General features: G+C 70.6%; 12 protein-coding genes. 6 read left to right on the top strand and 6 right to left on the bottom strand.

Annotated elements, in window-relative coordinates:
* Positions 1 to 15 precede the first annotated feature (15 nt).
* The 6 genes from pstB (at position 16) to LX83_RS14920 (ending at position 5,613) form a co-directional block, all read left to right on the top strand.
* On the top strand, positions 16 to 792 hold the full coding sequence (pstB, locus tag LX83_RS14940) for a phosphate ABC transporter ATP-binding protein PstB (protein WP_253771623.1): 777 nt from the start codon (positions 16 to 18) through the stop codon (positions 790 to 792).
* Positions 793 to 993: 201 nt separating this feature from the next.
* Complete coding sequence (locus LX83_RS14935; RefSeq protein ID WP_253771621.1) at positions 994 to 1,848, top strand: helix-turn-helix domain-containing protein; 855 nt, start codon at positions 994 to 996, stop codon at positions 1,846 to 1,848.
* A gap of 243 nt (positions 1,849 to 2,091) precedes the next feature.
* Complete coding sequence (locus LX83_RS14930) at positions 2,092 to 2,502, top strand: hypothetical protein (protein ID WP_253771619.1); 411 nt, start codon at positions 2,092 to 2,094, stop codon at positions 2,500 to 2,502.
* 24 nt (positions 2,503 to 2,526) lie between these two features.
* On the top strand, positions 2,527 to 3,108 hold the full coding sequence (locus LX83_RS38680) for a DUF3558 domain-containing protein (RefSeq protein WP_407649578.1): 582 nt from the start codon (positions 2,527 to 2,529) through the stop codon (positions 3,106 to 3,108).
* A gap of 110 nt (positions 3,109 to 3,218) precedes the next feature.
* On the top strand, positions 3,219 to 4,793 hold the full coding sequence (locus LX83_RS14925) for a PPE domain-containing protein (RefSeq protein ID WP_253771616.1): 1,575 nt from the start codon (positions 3,219 to 3,221) through the stop codon (positions 4,791 to 4,793).
* 31 nt (positions 4,794 to 4,824) lie between these two features.
* Positions 4,825 to 5,613, top strand: coding sequence for an ESX secretion-associated protein EspG (locus tag LX83_RS14920; protein ID WP_253771614.1), 789 nt, complete (start codon positions 4,825 to 4,827; stop codon positions 5,611 to 5,613).
* A gap of 69 nt (positions 5,614 to 5,682) precedes the next feature.
* Here the strand turns inward: LX83_RS14920 and phoU are convergent, their stop codons facing one another.
* The 6 genes from phoU to LX83_RS14885 all read right to left on the bottom strand — a co-directional run bounded on the left by phoU (position 5,683) and on the right by LX83_RS14885 (position 13,982).
* Positions 5,683 to 6,354 (bottom strand): phosphate signaling complex protein PhoU, encoded by a 672-nt coding sequence (gene phoU / locus LX83_RS14915; protein WP_253771612.1) that lies wholly within the window; start codon positions 6,352 to 6,354, stop codon positions 5,683 to 5,685.
* Positions 6,355 to 6,446: 92 nt separating this feature from the next.
* Positions 6,447 to 9,260: an LCP family glycopolymer transferase gene (locus LX83_RS37830; protein WP_308203978.1), complete on the bottom strand. Its 2,814-nt coding sequence runs from the start codon at positions 9,258 to 9,260 to the stop codon at positions 6,447 to 6,449.
* 667 nt (positions 9,261 to 9,927) lie between these two features.
* Complete coding sequence (locus LX83_RS14900; RefSeq protein WP_253772023.1) at positions 9,928 to 10,704, bottom strand: GGDEF domain-containing protein; 777 nt, start codon at positions 10,702 to 10,704, stop codon at positions 9,928 to 9,930.
* Between the two features lie 317 nt (positions 10,705 to 11,021).
* Positions 11,022 to 11,540, bottom strand: a complete 519-nt coding sequence (locus LX83_RS14895; protein ID WP_253771609.1) for a hypothetical protein — start codon at positions 11,538 to 11,540, stop codon at positions 11,022 to 11,024.
* Positions 11,533 to 12,672, bottom strand: coding sequence for a tRNA dihydrouridine synthase DusB (gene dusB / locus LX83_RS14890; RefSeq protein WP_253771607.1), 1,140 nt, complete (start codon positions 12,670 to 12,672; stop codon positions 11,533 to 11,535). Before dusB ends, LX83_RS14895 begins: the two co-directional genes overlap by 8 nt.
* Before the next feature lie 329 nt (positions 12,673 to 13,001).
* Positions 13,002 to 13,982, bottom strand: a complete 981-nt coding sequence (locus LX83_RS14885) for a superoxide dismutase family protein (protein WP_253771605.1) — start codon at positions 13,980 to 13,982, stop codon at positions 13,002 to 13,004.
* Between the last annotated feature and the right edge of the window lie 208 nt (positions 13,983 to 14,190).

Genomic DNA, 14,190 nt, shown 5'->3' with positions numbered 1-14,190 from the left:
GAGCGGTAATCAGCGATGGCAAAGCGCATCGACGTCAAGGACCTCAACATCTACTACGGCAAGTTCCACGCCGTTGACGGGGTCACGCTGTCCGTCCCGCCGCGGAGCGTGACGGCGTTCATCGGTCCGTCCGGGTGCGGCAAGTCCACCGTGCTGCGGTCGCTGAACCGGATGCACGAGGTGATCCCCGGGGCGCGTGTCGAGGGCGACGTGCTGCTCGACGGCCAGAACATCTACGCGTCCGCGGTGGACCCGGTGCAGGTGCGGCGCACCATCGGCATGGTCTTCCAGCGGCCCAACCCGTTCCCCACCATGTCCATCCGGGACAACGTGGTCGCCGGCCTGAAGCTGGCCGGCGTGCGCAACAAGTCCCAGCTGGACGAGGTGGCCGAGCGGGCGCTGCGCGGCGCCAACCTGTGGAACGAGGTCAAGGACCGGCTCAACCGCCCCGGCGGCGGCCTGTCCGGCGGCCAGCAGCAGCGGCTGTGCATCGCCAGGGCGATCGCGGTGCGGCCGGACGTGCTGCTGATGGACGAGCCGTGCTCGGCGCTGGACCCGATCTCCACCCTGGCGATCGAGGACCTGATCACCGAGCTGAAGAAGGACTACACGATCGTCATCGTCACCCACAACATGCAGCAGGCCGCGCGGGTGAGCGACCAGACGGCGTTCTTCAACCTCGCCGGCGTGGGCCAGCCCGGCCGCCTGGTGGAGATCGACGACACCGAGAAGATCTTCTCCAACCCCACCCAGAAGGCCACCGAGGACTACATCTCCGGCCGCTTCGGCTGATCCCACCGGCTCGCGGTCGCCCGACCACACCGCCGGGCGACCGCGCCGCCTTTCCCGTCAACACCCGTCAACAGCACGATCTGACGCTCGCCGTCCTGAATTTCGGTTCCGCCGCACAAGAACTTGAAATTCAGTTCGTGAAATTACTCGATCGTGTGATCTTTCTTCTGTCTCCCGGTTTCCTGCGGGAAGGTGTCCGGCATGGGCAGAAGAAGCAGTCCCGCCGTGACGCGCCGCCGCCTCGCCCTCGCACTGCGCGAGGCGCGCCAGGCGGCCCAGGTCACCCTGCACGAGGTGGCCACGGTGCTCACGTGTTCCCCGGCGAAGATCAGCCAGGTGGAAGCCGGCCGGGTGGCGATCAGCGTGCCCGACCTCAAGGCGATGCTGGAGCACTACGGCGTCACCGGCGAGCGCCGCGACCAGCTGGTCGCCCTGGCCGTCGCGGCCAGGGAACGCGGCTGGTGGCTGCGCTACCGGGACACGGTCAACCCGTGGTTCCAGCAGTTCGTCGGCTACGAGTCGGCGGCCAGCACGCTGCGGGTGTACGAGAACGAACGCGTGCCCGGCCTGCTGCGGACCGAGGACTACCAGCGGGCCCTGCTGCGCTCCGAGGTGCCCAGGTGGGCCGAGGAGGACGTCGACCGCCAGGTGGACCTGCACCGGGAGCGGCAGCGGTTGCTCGACGGCGACGACGCGGTGCGGCTGCTGGCGATCGTGAACGAGGCCGCCCTGCGCCGCGTGGTCGGCACCCCCGAGGTGATGCGCGAGCAGCTGACGTGGCTCGCCAGCCTGGCCAGGCACGACCACATCGTGGTGCGGGTGCTCCCGTTCGGCGCTGGCGCGCACCCGGCCATGTCCACCGCGTTCAGCCTGCTCGACTTCGCCGACCGCGACGGCGAGAGCTTCGTCTACGTGGAGCACCTGAGCGGCGCCCTGTTCCTGGAGTCAGCCGACGATGTGGCGCGCTACCGGTCGGCCTTCGACGAGCTGACCGCCAACGCCCTGTCCAGAACCCGCTCCACCGCCCTGATCAAGGACATTGTGAAGTCCTGGTAACCGGGGCACCCGGCACCGCCCAGCCCGCTCGCCCACCAAGACAACGGGCGCCAACCGTCCACACCGGATCTCGTGGGGTGCATCCACAGTGGACGATTGGCGCCCGTCCTGTTGGTTCTCCTGGGAGATGCGTTCGAGGGATTGGGCCAGGCCGGTGGTGTCCCTCCAAAGTGGGGACGTATGCGTCCTTTGCCCGGTACTGTGCTGACTGCCTGTGGCCATACCGTTCAGGGGGTTAGCGCGATGTACGTGGCAGACGGCGTGGGTGGCGCGGTCAACAGCGTGGCCAACATGGACGCCATGAGCAGGAACATGAAGAGCCTGACCGCGTTGGCCAGCTCCGGCGGCTTCGCGGTCAGCGCCGAAGGCGGCCAGGCCCTGCTGAACGCCATCAACCAGATGAAAGACGCTGTGATGGACTCTCGGCAAGACGTTGAGTATCTCAAACAGGCCGTGAGGCTGGGTACTAGCCCCGATGCTCGAGTGATTACGGCATACAACCAGAAGGTTGCTGCTGACTCGGACGGGCAGTCATTCCTTGAGGCGCTGCAACAGCTCGACGGGGTACTCGATGAGGCTGAAGCTGCTATCAAGCAGGCAATGGCCAACTATGAGAACGTCGAGGCAAGCAACCAGCGAGCATTCAATGGTTGATTCCGGAATTTATCTGTGCGGAGGATGGGAAGAGTAGTGCGCCGGCCGGTAATCGCGTTTGCTTTCGCAGCGCTCGTAGTGTTGACCAGTTCCTGCTCTCCGGTTGGGTCAGGGGGGGCGTCTTCCGAAGGTAGTTCCACTAGTGCTACTACTAAGAGTGGTGGTTCCACGACCAGGAGTTCATCCAATGCGGGGACGTCAGCCAAGAATCCACTGGATTCCGTCGGTGATCCCTGTGGGCTGCTAACTCAGGGCGAAGCGAACCAGTTGGGCTTCTCGTCAGCGGGAAGTTCCACGAGCACTGCGGGTATACCTAACTGTCGATGGCGAGTTTCTGGTGAATACCAACTGTCTGTTGGTCTCGTTTCTGGTGGTCTTGACAAAATAGATGTCGGTAGTGGGCGTGCGTATGAAACTACGGTGAACGGGCGAGATGCTCGGCGGGTTGAGCAAAGTACTGGCGAGGGCGAGTGTTTCGTCTCGGTAGAGGTCTCCGAGGATCTCAGGGTGGATGTTGGAGTGTTTCACGACGATTCCTATCAGCAGGCATGTGAGATTGCCAACAAGGCCGCTGGCTTTGTCGAGCCGAAGCTTCCTAGGGCATAGAAGGGGAAGTTGTGACTAACCAGGGGGCACCTTACTCGCAGTACGGACGAGGTAGCGGAGGCTACGGTCCGCCTAGGTCTAACCCGCACTACCAGACCTATGACGGAGACATGGAGGCCAACTATCGTGCCGAGTATGAACGAGCCCGTCAGGAGCAGGGGTTCTTCGGCAGCCTTGATGACTTCATCAAGTCGCAGCGAGCGGCCCAGCAGTATCAGCAGGACCAGCAGCGACAGCTTGAGCAGCAGGTCAATGAATACCGGCAGCCCGCTCAGTTCGAGGGCACCGACTACATGGGATATGACCATCCAGCGATGAAGCAGATGGTCACTGACAACGTCGATGTTGGGGTAACCGACGAAGTTGGCCGTCTTTGGAACACCGTTGGCAATCGATTGGTCAGCTTGCAGGACGTTATTTCGAGTGCGGTGAACGCGAGTGCGGATGGGTGGCAGGGTGAGGCGGCGGAGGCCGCGCGGAACTTCATGTCGAGCCTGGGGCCGTGGGTGGGGTCGGCTGGGGCGTCGGCGCAGTTGATGGGGAGCCGGGTCTCCGCGCAGCAGGAGGCGGTGGAGCGGGCGCAGAACGCCATGCCGGAGCCGGTGGACTTCGACATGGGGCAGGCGTTGAGCATGCTCATGTCGAACCCGAACCCGTTCACGCTGGCGGACACGGTCAGCCAGATCGAGCAGAAGTTCGACGAGAAGCAGCAGGCGCACGAGCAGGCCGCGCAGGTCATGACGACCATGTCGAGCAGCTTCCAGGAGGCGGGTAGTGCCATGCCGGCGTTCGCGCCGCCGCCGAGTCTGGACGGCACGTCGAGTTCCAGCACGTCGAGCAGCACCTCCAGTGTGGGCACCACCGGTACCGGTGAGTACGGGGTGACCAACACCGGGGTCGGCAGCACCAGCAGTGGCAACCGCAGCCTGGGTGGCAGCGGCGTGAGCAGCAGCGGGCTGGCCGGGGTGGGTAGCGGTGTCGGCACGGGCACGCAGGGCTTCAGCGGTGGCGGCGGCACGGGTGGTGGTGGTCGGATGGGTGGCATCGGCAATGTCGGGGGCGGTGGGAGCACCGGCGGGTACGGTGATTCCGGTGGCGCCGGTGGGGTTGGCCCGGTCGGGCCCATCGGTGGCGGCTGGGGTGGCGGCGCCGGTGGTGGGAACAACCGGGGTGGCGGCGGGTTCGGTGGCAACAACCGGGGTGGTGGTGTCGGGTTGCCCGGTGGTGGCCGGGGTGGGTTTGGTGGGCCTGGTGGGCCAGGGGCGGGGCGGCTGCCCGGTGGTGTTGGTGGTGCCGGTGGTGTTGGTGGCGTGGGTGGTTCTCGGCTGCCGGGGGCCGGCGGTGGGTTCGGGCCCGGCGCGGCTGGTGCGGCGGGGCGGGGCTTCGGGCCTGGTGGTGCCGGCTTCGGGCCGGGTGGGGCCGGGTTCGGGCCGGGCGGGTCGGCCGCGGCGCTGGGCGCGCAGGAGGGTGCGGGCGCGGGGCGCGGCGGGTTCGGGCCGGCCGGTGCTGGGGCGGCTGGCGCGCGTGGCGCCGCCGGGATGGCCGGGGCCGGTGGGATGGGTGCCGGCGGCCGGGGTGGTCAGGGCGAGGAGGACAAGGAGCACAAGGCCGCGTCGTACCTGATCGAGACCGAGGACATCTTCGGCGACGGCACCAGGGTGGCGCCGCCGGTCATCGGCGCTTAGCGACTTCTTCGAGGGGGCTGGAAAACCCGGGATGAACACGTTCACGCTGTCGCTGGCCGCGGTCGACGTGCTGTGGCGGGATCTCAAGTTGGGGGCGCGGCCGTTCCCCCTGGAGTTCCCCTACCACGGCCGCACGCACGACGAGCGGCGGGCGATTCGCGGCGCGGTGCTGCGCGACCTGGAGGCCAGGGGACTGGCACACCGGGGGCGGCCGCTGCCCGAGGTCGAGGACGCGCTGTCGGTGCTGGTCCGGTTCGAGTTCGCGCTGTCCGCGGTCGCCGCGCTGGACCAGCGGACCGAGCGCAGGCTGTGCGCCAGGGGCGCGGCCGCCGGCGAGTTCGCCGTGCTCGCCACCATTGACGAGCAGTCGATGCGGGTGGACCTGCTGCGCCGCGGTTCGCTGCTGCGCGCGGTCGTGGACCTGGTCCCGCCGAACCGGCCGGGGCCCGGTCAGTCGGTCACGCTCTCCTCGGCGGCCGCCGCACCGGCGCCGCCCCGCGCCGACGACGAGGTCGGCGGCATGTTCCAGACCGCGGTGGCGGCCCCGCGGACCAGCCAGGAGCAGCAGTTGCGCGCGGCCCAGGTGATCATGGAGCGGCCCAGGATCAGGGCCGGCCAGTTCGCCGCGTACCTGCGCGACCGCGGCGGCCGGACGGCCAGGTCACCGGAGGTCGCCTGGTTCGACACGGACGCGGGCCGCTACCTGATGCAGAGCCAGCGCCAGCGCGACGGGCACAACTGGGTCACCATCGCCCCGGCGGACAACCCCAGGATCGCCGCCCAGCTGAACCAGCACCTCACCGCGCTGCACCAGCGGTAGGCCCACGAAGTCCACTGTGGACGCGGTGTCGCCCGCCGTCCGTCCACAGTGGATCTGCTGGGCGACCGCTCAGAGTTCGCCGCCGAGGCTGCCGCCGTAGCCGGGCATCTGGCCGGTGACCACGAAGATCGTCCGCTTGGCCACGGACACCGCGTGGTCGCCGAACCGCTCGTAGAACCGGCCGAGCAGGGTCACGTCCACCGCGCTCGCCACCCCGTGCGGCCACGCCTTGTCCATGATCACCGAGAACAGGTGGCGGTGCAGGTCGTCCAGCTCGTCGTCGGTCTCCTCCAGCGCGCGGGCCCGCTTCACGTCCTGGGTGCGGATCACGCCCTCGACCTCACGCGCCAGGTGCACCGCGATCCGGCCCATGTCCGCGAAGTAGCCGCGCACCTCCTCGGCCAGCACCGGGTGCGGGTGCCGGCGGCGGGCCGTCTTGGCCACGTGCAGCGCCAGGTCACCCATGCGCTCGACGCTCTCCGCCGCGTGGATCACGGCGAGCACGGTGCGCAGGTCGGTGGCCACCGGCGCCTGCAACGCCAGCAGCGCGTACGCCTGCTCCTCGACCGTGGCGCGGGCGTCGTCCACCTCCGCGTCACCGCTGATCACCTGCTCCGCCAGGGAGAGATCGGCCGTCAGCAGCGCTTTGGTCGCCCGTTCCATCGCCGTAGCCACGAGCGCGGACATGTCCGCGAGTTGGTTGGCAAGCTGGTCGAGTTTGTCCTGGTACGCCTCACGCATGGCACCAGACTACGGGCAGCCGGGGGCGATGGCGGGATTTGCGGGTGAACCCGGAGTGAACCCAGAACAACGAAACGCGGTGTTCTTGCTGCTCAGGCACACAGGTTCTGGTTGTCGCCGGCCGGCTGCGCCAGCGCGCCCCCACCCGAGGTCTGCTGCGGTGCCTGCACGGTGCCGTCGAAGTTGGAGCCGATGGTGATGGCGATCGCCCCGCCCATGCTCGGGTCCTGCTTCATCTGCGCGCCGGGGAGCGCCGCGGCCACGGTGCGGGCCTGGTCCTCGTGTCCGGCCCCGTACTTCACCACCGTGTCCGGCGTGTTCTGCTTGGCGTTCTCCAGCCGCACCACCTCGAAACCCAGCTCCTGCAGCCTGGTCCGGGTGGAGTTGCCGAGCCCGCCCTGGGCGCCGCCGTTGAACAGCTGGACCTTGATGCCCTTGGGATCGATCACCCGGCCGCGCAGCTCGCCGTTGTCGACCTGCTGGCTGGTGCCGGACCCGGTGGAGGCGGAGCCGTTCTCCTCGTCGGGCAGCGGGGTGCCCTGGCGGATCGCCTTGAACAGGGCGTCGGCCTCGTCGGCCTCCAGCAGCTCCCTGTTGTCGGTGTTGTCGCCCTTGGGGCCCTCCACGGTGCGGTGCGGCACGGTGACGAAGGTGACCTTGCCGGGGTCCAGGCCCTGCAGGGACTGGGCCAGGGTGAGCAACTGGTCGACGCCGATGTTCTCGCCGTAGGTGGCGTTGGCGAAGGCGTTGATGAAGTTGTTGAGCTTGACCGGGTCCAGCAGCACCTGGTTGGACACGGTCTTGTTCAGCAGCGACCGGATGAAGCCCTGCTGGCGTTCGATGCGCTCGTACTCGGTCATCGCCTGACCGACGACCTTGCGCGCCCGTACGTAGGACAGGGCCTGGTCACCGGTGATCTTGTGCTTGCCGCCCTCGCGGAAGATCCAGCCGAGTTCCTTGTCCTCCATCGGCCCCGGCACGCACACGTCGACCCCGTCCACGGCGTCGACCATCGCCTTGAACCCCTGGAAGTCGATGCTGATGAAGTGGTTGATGGCCAGGCCGGTCAGCTGCTGGACGAGCTTGGTCACGCAGCGCGGGCCGCCGTTCGAGTAGGCGGTGTTGGACTTGACGTCCTTGGCGCCCGCGACGGTCTCGCCGGTGTACTGGCCGGTGTCCGGGTTCCACTTCTCGCAGTCCGGCCGCTCGACCAGCAGGTCCCTGGGCAGCGACACCACGATGACCCGCTTCCGGTCGGCCGGCACGTGGGCGATCATCACGGTGTCCGAGCGGGCCCCCGGCTCGTTCTCCACGGTGCCGACGTTGTCCTCGGGACTGGCGTTCGCCCGCGTGTCCGAGCCGACCAGCAGGAAGTTCTCGTCGCCGTACTGGGCGTCCTTGTCCTGGATCGCCGCGGAGTTCTGGTCGAGCGCGGCCACCTCGCGGAACTTGCCGTCGACCCACACCTTGGCGCCCCAGGCGAACCCGGTGGACACGAAGACCAGCGCGGCCACCACGATCGCGGTCGCCCGGAACGCCTTGAACAGCTTCCAGCGCCTGGTCTTCTTGCCGCGCGAGGGGTCGTTGTCGTCGTCCTCGTCGTCCTCGTCGCTGACCGGCGGCAGGGCGTCGGGGTCGAGTTCGTCGTCCTCGTCGAACTTGCGCCACGGCATGTACTTCTGCAGCCGGGTGCGGCGCTGCCGCTCCTCCTCGGCCAGCTCGTCGTGCACCGCGGAGAACCGCGCCAGCGTGTGGTCGACCTCGCGGCGCTTCTTGACCTCCTCACCGATGGGTTCCATCTCGGTGGTGAGGCTGGACGGGTCCACGTCCTCCCGCCGCTCCGGCTCGGGCCGGCGCGGGCGGGCCGAGGGGCCGCGGGTGGGAGGTTCTCCCGGGGCTGAGCCGCCCGCTGCCGGACCTGCGGCGCCCGGAACGGCCGGGGGGCCGGGCGGTGCGGGCGGGCCCGCTGTCGGCGGTGCTGGCGGCATCACATGGGTGCTGGCGTCCGGGCGGACCCGGGTGCTCGCGTCGGGCCGGCCGGGCGCGGCGGGTGGCACCGACAACCGGGCGGAGATCTGCTGGCCGGGCAGCTCCGGCCGGGGCAGGTCGGCCCGGCTGGACATCTCCGGGCGGGGTAGATCGGCCCGGCTGGACATCTCCGGGCGGGGCAGGTCCGCTCGGCTGGACATCTCCGGGCGGCCGGGCTGCGAGGTCTCGTTCGGGGTCGGCGGTCCCACCCGGGGACGCGGCTGCCGACCGGTCGGCTCGCCGGGGCGCGGCTGCGGGCCGCGCTGGGGCAGTCCACCGGCCTGGGTCGGTCCGGCCGGTCCCAGCGGCGCCGCCGGTCCGGCCGGGCCGGGCGGCTCCGGAGGCGGGGGCGCGGCGCGCCGGCCGGTGGGCTCGCCCAGCCTGGGCAGCGGCCGACTGCCGGTGGCCTGGTCCGGCTGGAACTGCTCGGCGCGGGCCCGGCTCCGCCTGGGCTGGTCGGGTCGGGGCTGGTCAACGCGGGGCTGATCAACGCGGGGCTGATCGACCCGGGGCTGGTCGCCTCGGAGTTGGTCGGCCGTGGGCTGGTTCAGCCGCAGCGAGTCGTGCCTGGGCTCGTGCCGTGCCACGTCGAACGGCGGTTCCTCCGGCCTGGCCGGCACCTCGGGCCGGGCGCGCCGGGCCCGACGCCCGGTGGGCTCGGCCGGCGGCGGTGCGGCCGGCGGTTCGGCCAACCCGGGCGGTGGCGGCAGCAGCTCGGTGCGCGGCAGCTCGGTGCGCGGCGGCTCGGTGCGCGGCGGCTCGGGACGCGCGCGGCGGCCGGTGGCCTCGGCCCGGTCCACCCGGGACGGCAGGCCGTGTCGACTGGTCTCGCCGGCACGCGGCGCCGGATCGACGGCGTGCGGGGGCAGTCCGGGCACTTGCTGGTGCCCGGTTGCCTCGTGGTCGGCTTCCCGCCTGGCGCGTCGGCCGGTGCTCTCCGCGCGCGGGGTGAAACCCGGCACACCGGGGGGCGCGGCCCGCCGGCCCGTTGTCTCGCCGGTCGGCGGCATCGGGGGCGGTGGCGGCTCCTCAGCTCGTGATCTTCGGCCCGAGGGCTGTGGCGGTGGCGGTGGCAGTGGTTGGTCGGGACGCTGGGGCGGTTGTGCCGTGCCAGCGTCAAGTCCGTGGCTCGATCCGGCCGCGCGGCGGCCGCCCGGCGGAGTGGGCCGGGGCAGGTTCGACCTGGTGTGCCTTTCCACCAGGTCGGACACGCTGAGCCCGCCCGACTCCACCGAGCGCCGCCGGCGGCGGCCGGTGGGTTGATCCTGCGCGCCGTCCCTGGGGTCAGGGCCGCCGGAACCTCGGGAACCGGTGCCGCCACGTCGGGGTTCGTCGGGCACCCGGGCTCCCTTCAGGTCTGAAGTACTGGTTTGTCATCACGAGTTGACGACAGCCGGGACACATTGGTTGCACGACCCGGGCGCGTCAGTCGCGCACGCGATAGTACGGACGCACGCCTCATCTGACGACATTGTCTGGTCACACGTACACGCTCAGTACGCAGTTCTGCGCACTGGATTCCTCCAAATGGTGGAACAAGATGGCTCAGTAGTAACCGACAGCCCTCGGTTCGGCAACGGCCCGTCGACCAGAAGCTGCTCCAGCCAGGCGTACCCGGCCGTTCTCCCGGTACGCGACCGCGTTGCGGCCGGACTGCTTGGCCGTGTAGAGGAGGCTGTCCGCGGTGAGCAACTGCTGCTCGGCGCCCACGTCGGGGCGGGCCGGCGCGCCCGAGCGCGGTGGTTCGTAGGCGAGCCCGATGCTGATGGTCACCTGGAGGCCGGGCACGATCTTCGACCAGTGGTGGCGCTGCACCCGGGCCCGGGCCGCCTCGGCCACGGCCACCGCGGTCGACGCGTCGATGCCGGGCAGCACCAGGACGAACTCCTCGCCGCCGAACCGGGCGCAGAACGCCTCCTCGGGCAGGCCGTCCTGGAGCAGCTCCACCACCCGTTGCAGCACCCGGTCCCCGACCAGGTGCCCGAAGTTGTCGTTGACCTGCTTGAACCAGTCGAGGTCCACCAGGGCCACGGCCAGGCCGTTGCGGGTGCTGGCCTGCTCGGTGACCAGGGACACCAGCCGCTGGTCCAGGTAGCGGCGGTTGTAGCTGGAGGTCAGGCTGTCGCGGATGCTCTGCTCCCGGGCCTCGGCGTGCTCCTTGCGCAGCCGGTCGACCTCGCGCCGCAACTGCTCGGGCACCTGGGGCTGCTCGTCCTTGTCCGCGTACATCAGGTCCAGGGCGGAGCGCAGGTGCTGGTAGGCCTGGCGCCACTGGCCGCGCGAGGCCAGCAGGGCGGCGATGGACTCGTGCAACTGCACCAGGCCCGCGCTGTCGGTCGGGCAGTCGCCGTGCGGCGCGTGGACGCCGACACAGTGGCCGACGGCTGGCGGCTGAGGGACCGCCTCGACGTCCCGTTGCTGCGTTGGATCTGACTCGGCGACGTCGCGTCGCAGTACGGCCACCGCACTCACCTCCCTACGTCCGTGGTGTCGTCTGGTTAGAGGCGGCGCTTGAGCCAGCAAGACAACGGAGTGCCGGATTTCGCCCGTCTGGTTGACTCCGTACTGCTCCAATCTAGTGACGCACAGTGATCAAACTTGGCTGTTTGTCCGCATTTGGCTGGCCCCTGCCCACCCGACTAACCGCTCAAACAGGGGGCGAAACCGTACGCGGTGCCATCGAGCAGCACCAGCCGCTGCGAGCCGATCTGGCTGCCGACCGGCACACCCTCCCGCCGCACGGTCACCGTGACCGCCACCACGTACACGGCGCCGCGCGGCCGTTCACCGCTGGGCCGCCCCGCGCTGTCCGGGGGTGTCCACCCGGCGTCCGGGCGCAGCGTGGACAGCGTCGGCTCCAGCCGCAGGGTGAGGTCACCGAGATCGCAGAGCTGGTTCTGGTAGTCCGGGTGCTGCCGCCGGCGGAACGCCGCGTGCTGTTGGCCAGCGCCCTGGTCGCCGGCCTGGTTGATCTCGTCGAAGTAGCCGGCCAGCAGCTGGCGGCCGGCCTCGTCCAGCCGCACCGGGCCCGCCCGGCCCGGCACCACCTCGGCCGCGCAGCCGGTGAGCGGGACGGCCGCCGCCAGCACCGCGAGCACCGCGGCGACACCGCGCCGGAGCGCACCCCGGGGCCGGGGTAAGCCCTCGGCGTCAGCCACCCGAGTGCATCACTTCGGCGCCGGCCGGCACGCTCGCGTCGTCCGGGTCGTCCAGCCAGCCCTCGGGCAGCACCACCTTGGCCGGCGAGCCCTGCCGGCCCCTCGGCCCCTCGGCGTCGCTGGGGAACGGCACGTCCGGGTCCAGCGCGCCCAGCAGGTCGTCCAGCTCGGCCAGGCTGGACACCAGGCCGAACCGCTGGCGCAGCTGCGAGCCGACCGGAAAGCCCATCAGGTACCAGGCCATGTGCTTGCGCAGGTCGCGCAGGGCCTTCTGCTCGCCGTAGTGCTCGACGAGCAGCTCCGCGTGGCGGCGCAGCACCCTGGCCACCTCGCCCAGCCGGGGACCGGCCGGCACGGGTGTCCCGGCGAAGGCGGCCTGCAGGTCCCGGAACAGCCACGGCCGCCCCAGGCAGCCCCGGCCGACCACCACGCCGTCACAGCCGGTCTCGGCGACCATGCGCAGCGCGTCGTCCGCGCTGAAGATGTCCCCGTTGCCCAGCACCGGGATGCTGGCCACCGCCTCCTTGAGCCGGGCGATCGCCGACCAGTCGGCCTTGCCGGAGTAGCGCTGCGCCGCGGTGCGGGCGTGCAGCGCCACCGCCGCCGCGCCCTCGGCCTCGGCGATCCGGCCGGCGTCCAGGTAGGTGATGTGCTCGTCGTCGATGCCCACCCGGAACTTCACCGTCACCGGAATGCCGGCGGGCTCGGCCGCCCGCACGGCCGCGCGCACGATCTCGGCGAACAGCCGCCGCTTGTAGGGCAGGGCCGAGCCGCCGCCCTTGCGGGTCACCTTGGGCACCGGGCAACCGAAGTTCATGTCCACGTGGTCGGCGAGGTTCTCGTCGACGACCATCTGCACGGCCTTGCCCATGGTCACCGGGTCGACCCCGTAGAGCTGCATCGACCTGGGGTGCTCCGTCGGGTCGAAGGTGATCATGTGCATGGTGGTGGCGTCCCGCTCCACCAGCGCCCGCGAGGTGATCATCTCGCACACGTACAGGCCGGCCCCGTACTGCCGGCAGAGCCGGCGGAAGGCCACGTTGGTGATGCCGGCCATGGGGGCGAGCACCACGGGAGGGTCAACCTGGTGGGGGCCGATCCGGAGAGTTGGGGTCACCTGCACGCACCCCATTGTGCGGGACGCGCGCGGGTGCGTGGGCCGGCAGCGGCGGTGGCCCCGGTGACACCCCGGCGCTCCGACCGACCCGCGCACGCTCGCCGACGCCGTTGGCAAGCAGGTGCCACTCGTCGTCCGACCGCGGTCGCTCGTGGTTGTCCGACCGCTGTCGCTCGTGCACGGCCTGGCCGGGGTGAGCACCGCCGGCGGACCGGCGCGGGGCCGGTCCGGAGGGCACGGGGTGCTCACGACCGCGCGGGACGCCGCCCTCAGCGTCCACCGCACCACCCGGGTGCCGCGCGTGTTCCCTGGCCGTCATCTACCGGTTGACATCGGAAGTTCGGTCAGAACGGGACGTTGACGCAGGCCAGCCGCTCACCGGCGGAGCCGGCCGCGCCAGCCTCGGCGCTGGTGCGCTCGGAGTGGATCATCACTGACTTCGGCCTCGGGTCCTGGAACTGCCAGGGGGCCTCCACCTGGACCGTGGCCGCGCCCTTGGCGTCGGTGGTGAAGTCCAGCCAGACCTCGTTGTCGGCGTTGGCGTAGTTCGGGTCGGTCGACGGCTGCACCGGGTCCTTCTGGTGCTGGTAGTGCGCGCCCGCGTCGTTCGCGGACTTGCCGCAGCTGTTGACGTGCACGTGGGCGCCGTAGTCGCGGTTGGGTGCCAGCCCCTTGACCGTCAGCGTCACCACGGTGGTGCCCTCGGCGGTCCTGCGCGAGGTGACCTTGGCCTGGCTGCCGACCGGCACCAGCTCCGGGGAGTAGGTCACCGCGTCAACGCCCTCCGCGTACTGCTGGAACGGGGCGGACACGTAGACCGCGTCGCTGGCCGGCTGGGCGGTGGACCCGGAGCCGGTGGCCGGCAGGGTGCTGACGTGGTCGGCGTCGCCGGACTCCGCCTCACCCGCCTCGCCGGGTGCGTTCTCGTCGCTGCTCAGTTCCTCGTCGTCCTGGCCGCCGTAGCCCGGCTCGCCGTAGCTCAGGCCGTCGGCGTCCTCCTGGTCACCGTCCTCCTGGTCACCGCCGCCGTAGCCGCCGTTGAACTCGTCACCCGGCGCGTCCTCGTCGGCCTCGTGGTCGTTGTCACCGGCCTGGTGGTCGTTGTCGCCGGCCCCGCCCCACTGACCGCCCTCCTCCTCGTCGTCCTCGTCCGGCGGCGCCAGCGAACTGGCCAGGCCGAGCACGTACTGGGCCTGCTCCACGCCGGTGCTCGTGCCGAAGGGGTCGAAGGGCGGTGCGGGCGCGGCGAGCGCGGACCCGGTCAGGGCGGCCATGACCGCGGACGTGGCAAGGACAGCGAGCGAAACACGGTGTAGTCGGTTCATGCACCATCTGTAACCCGGTGCCGCGGTGCGCGTGCGGCGAAACTCGGCGCGACCCGCTTTCTCACCTGATCGGGACGGCGTGTCGCACCGAGCGCGTGAACCCCGGGCGCTACGCGCGGATCCCCGGTGCGCATCCCCTGTGCCGATCACCTGGGCCGATCTGCTGGGCCGATCTGCTGGGCCGATCTGCTGGGCCGATCTGCTGGGC

This window comes from Goodfellowiella coeruleoviolacea, from assembly GCF_024171785.1.
GTDB classification, from domain to species: Bacteria; Actinomycetota; Actinomycetes; order Mycobacteriales; family Pseudonocardiaceae; genus Goodfellowiella; species Goodfellowiella coeruleoviolacea.
The sequence above is the reverse complement of the archived record's forward strand: the minus strand, read 5'-3'. Positions and strand labels throughout refer to the sequence as shown.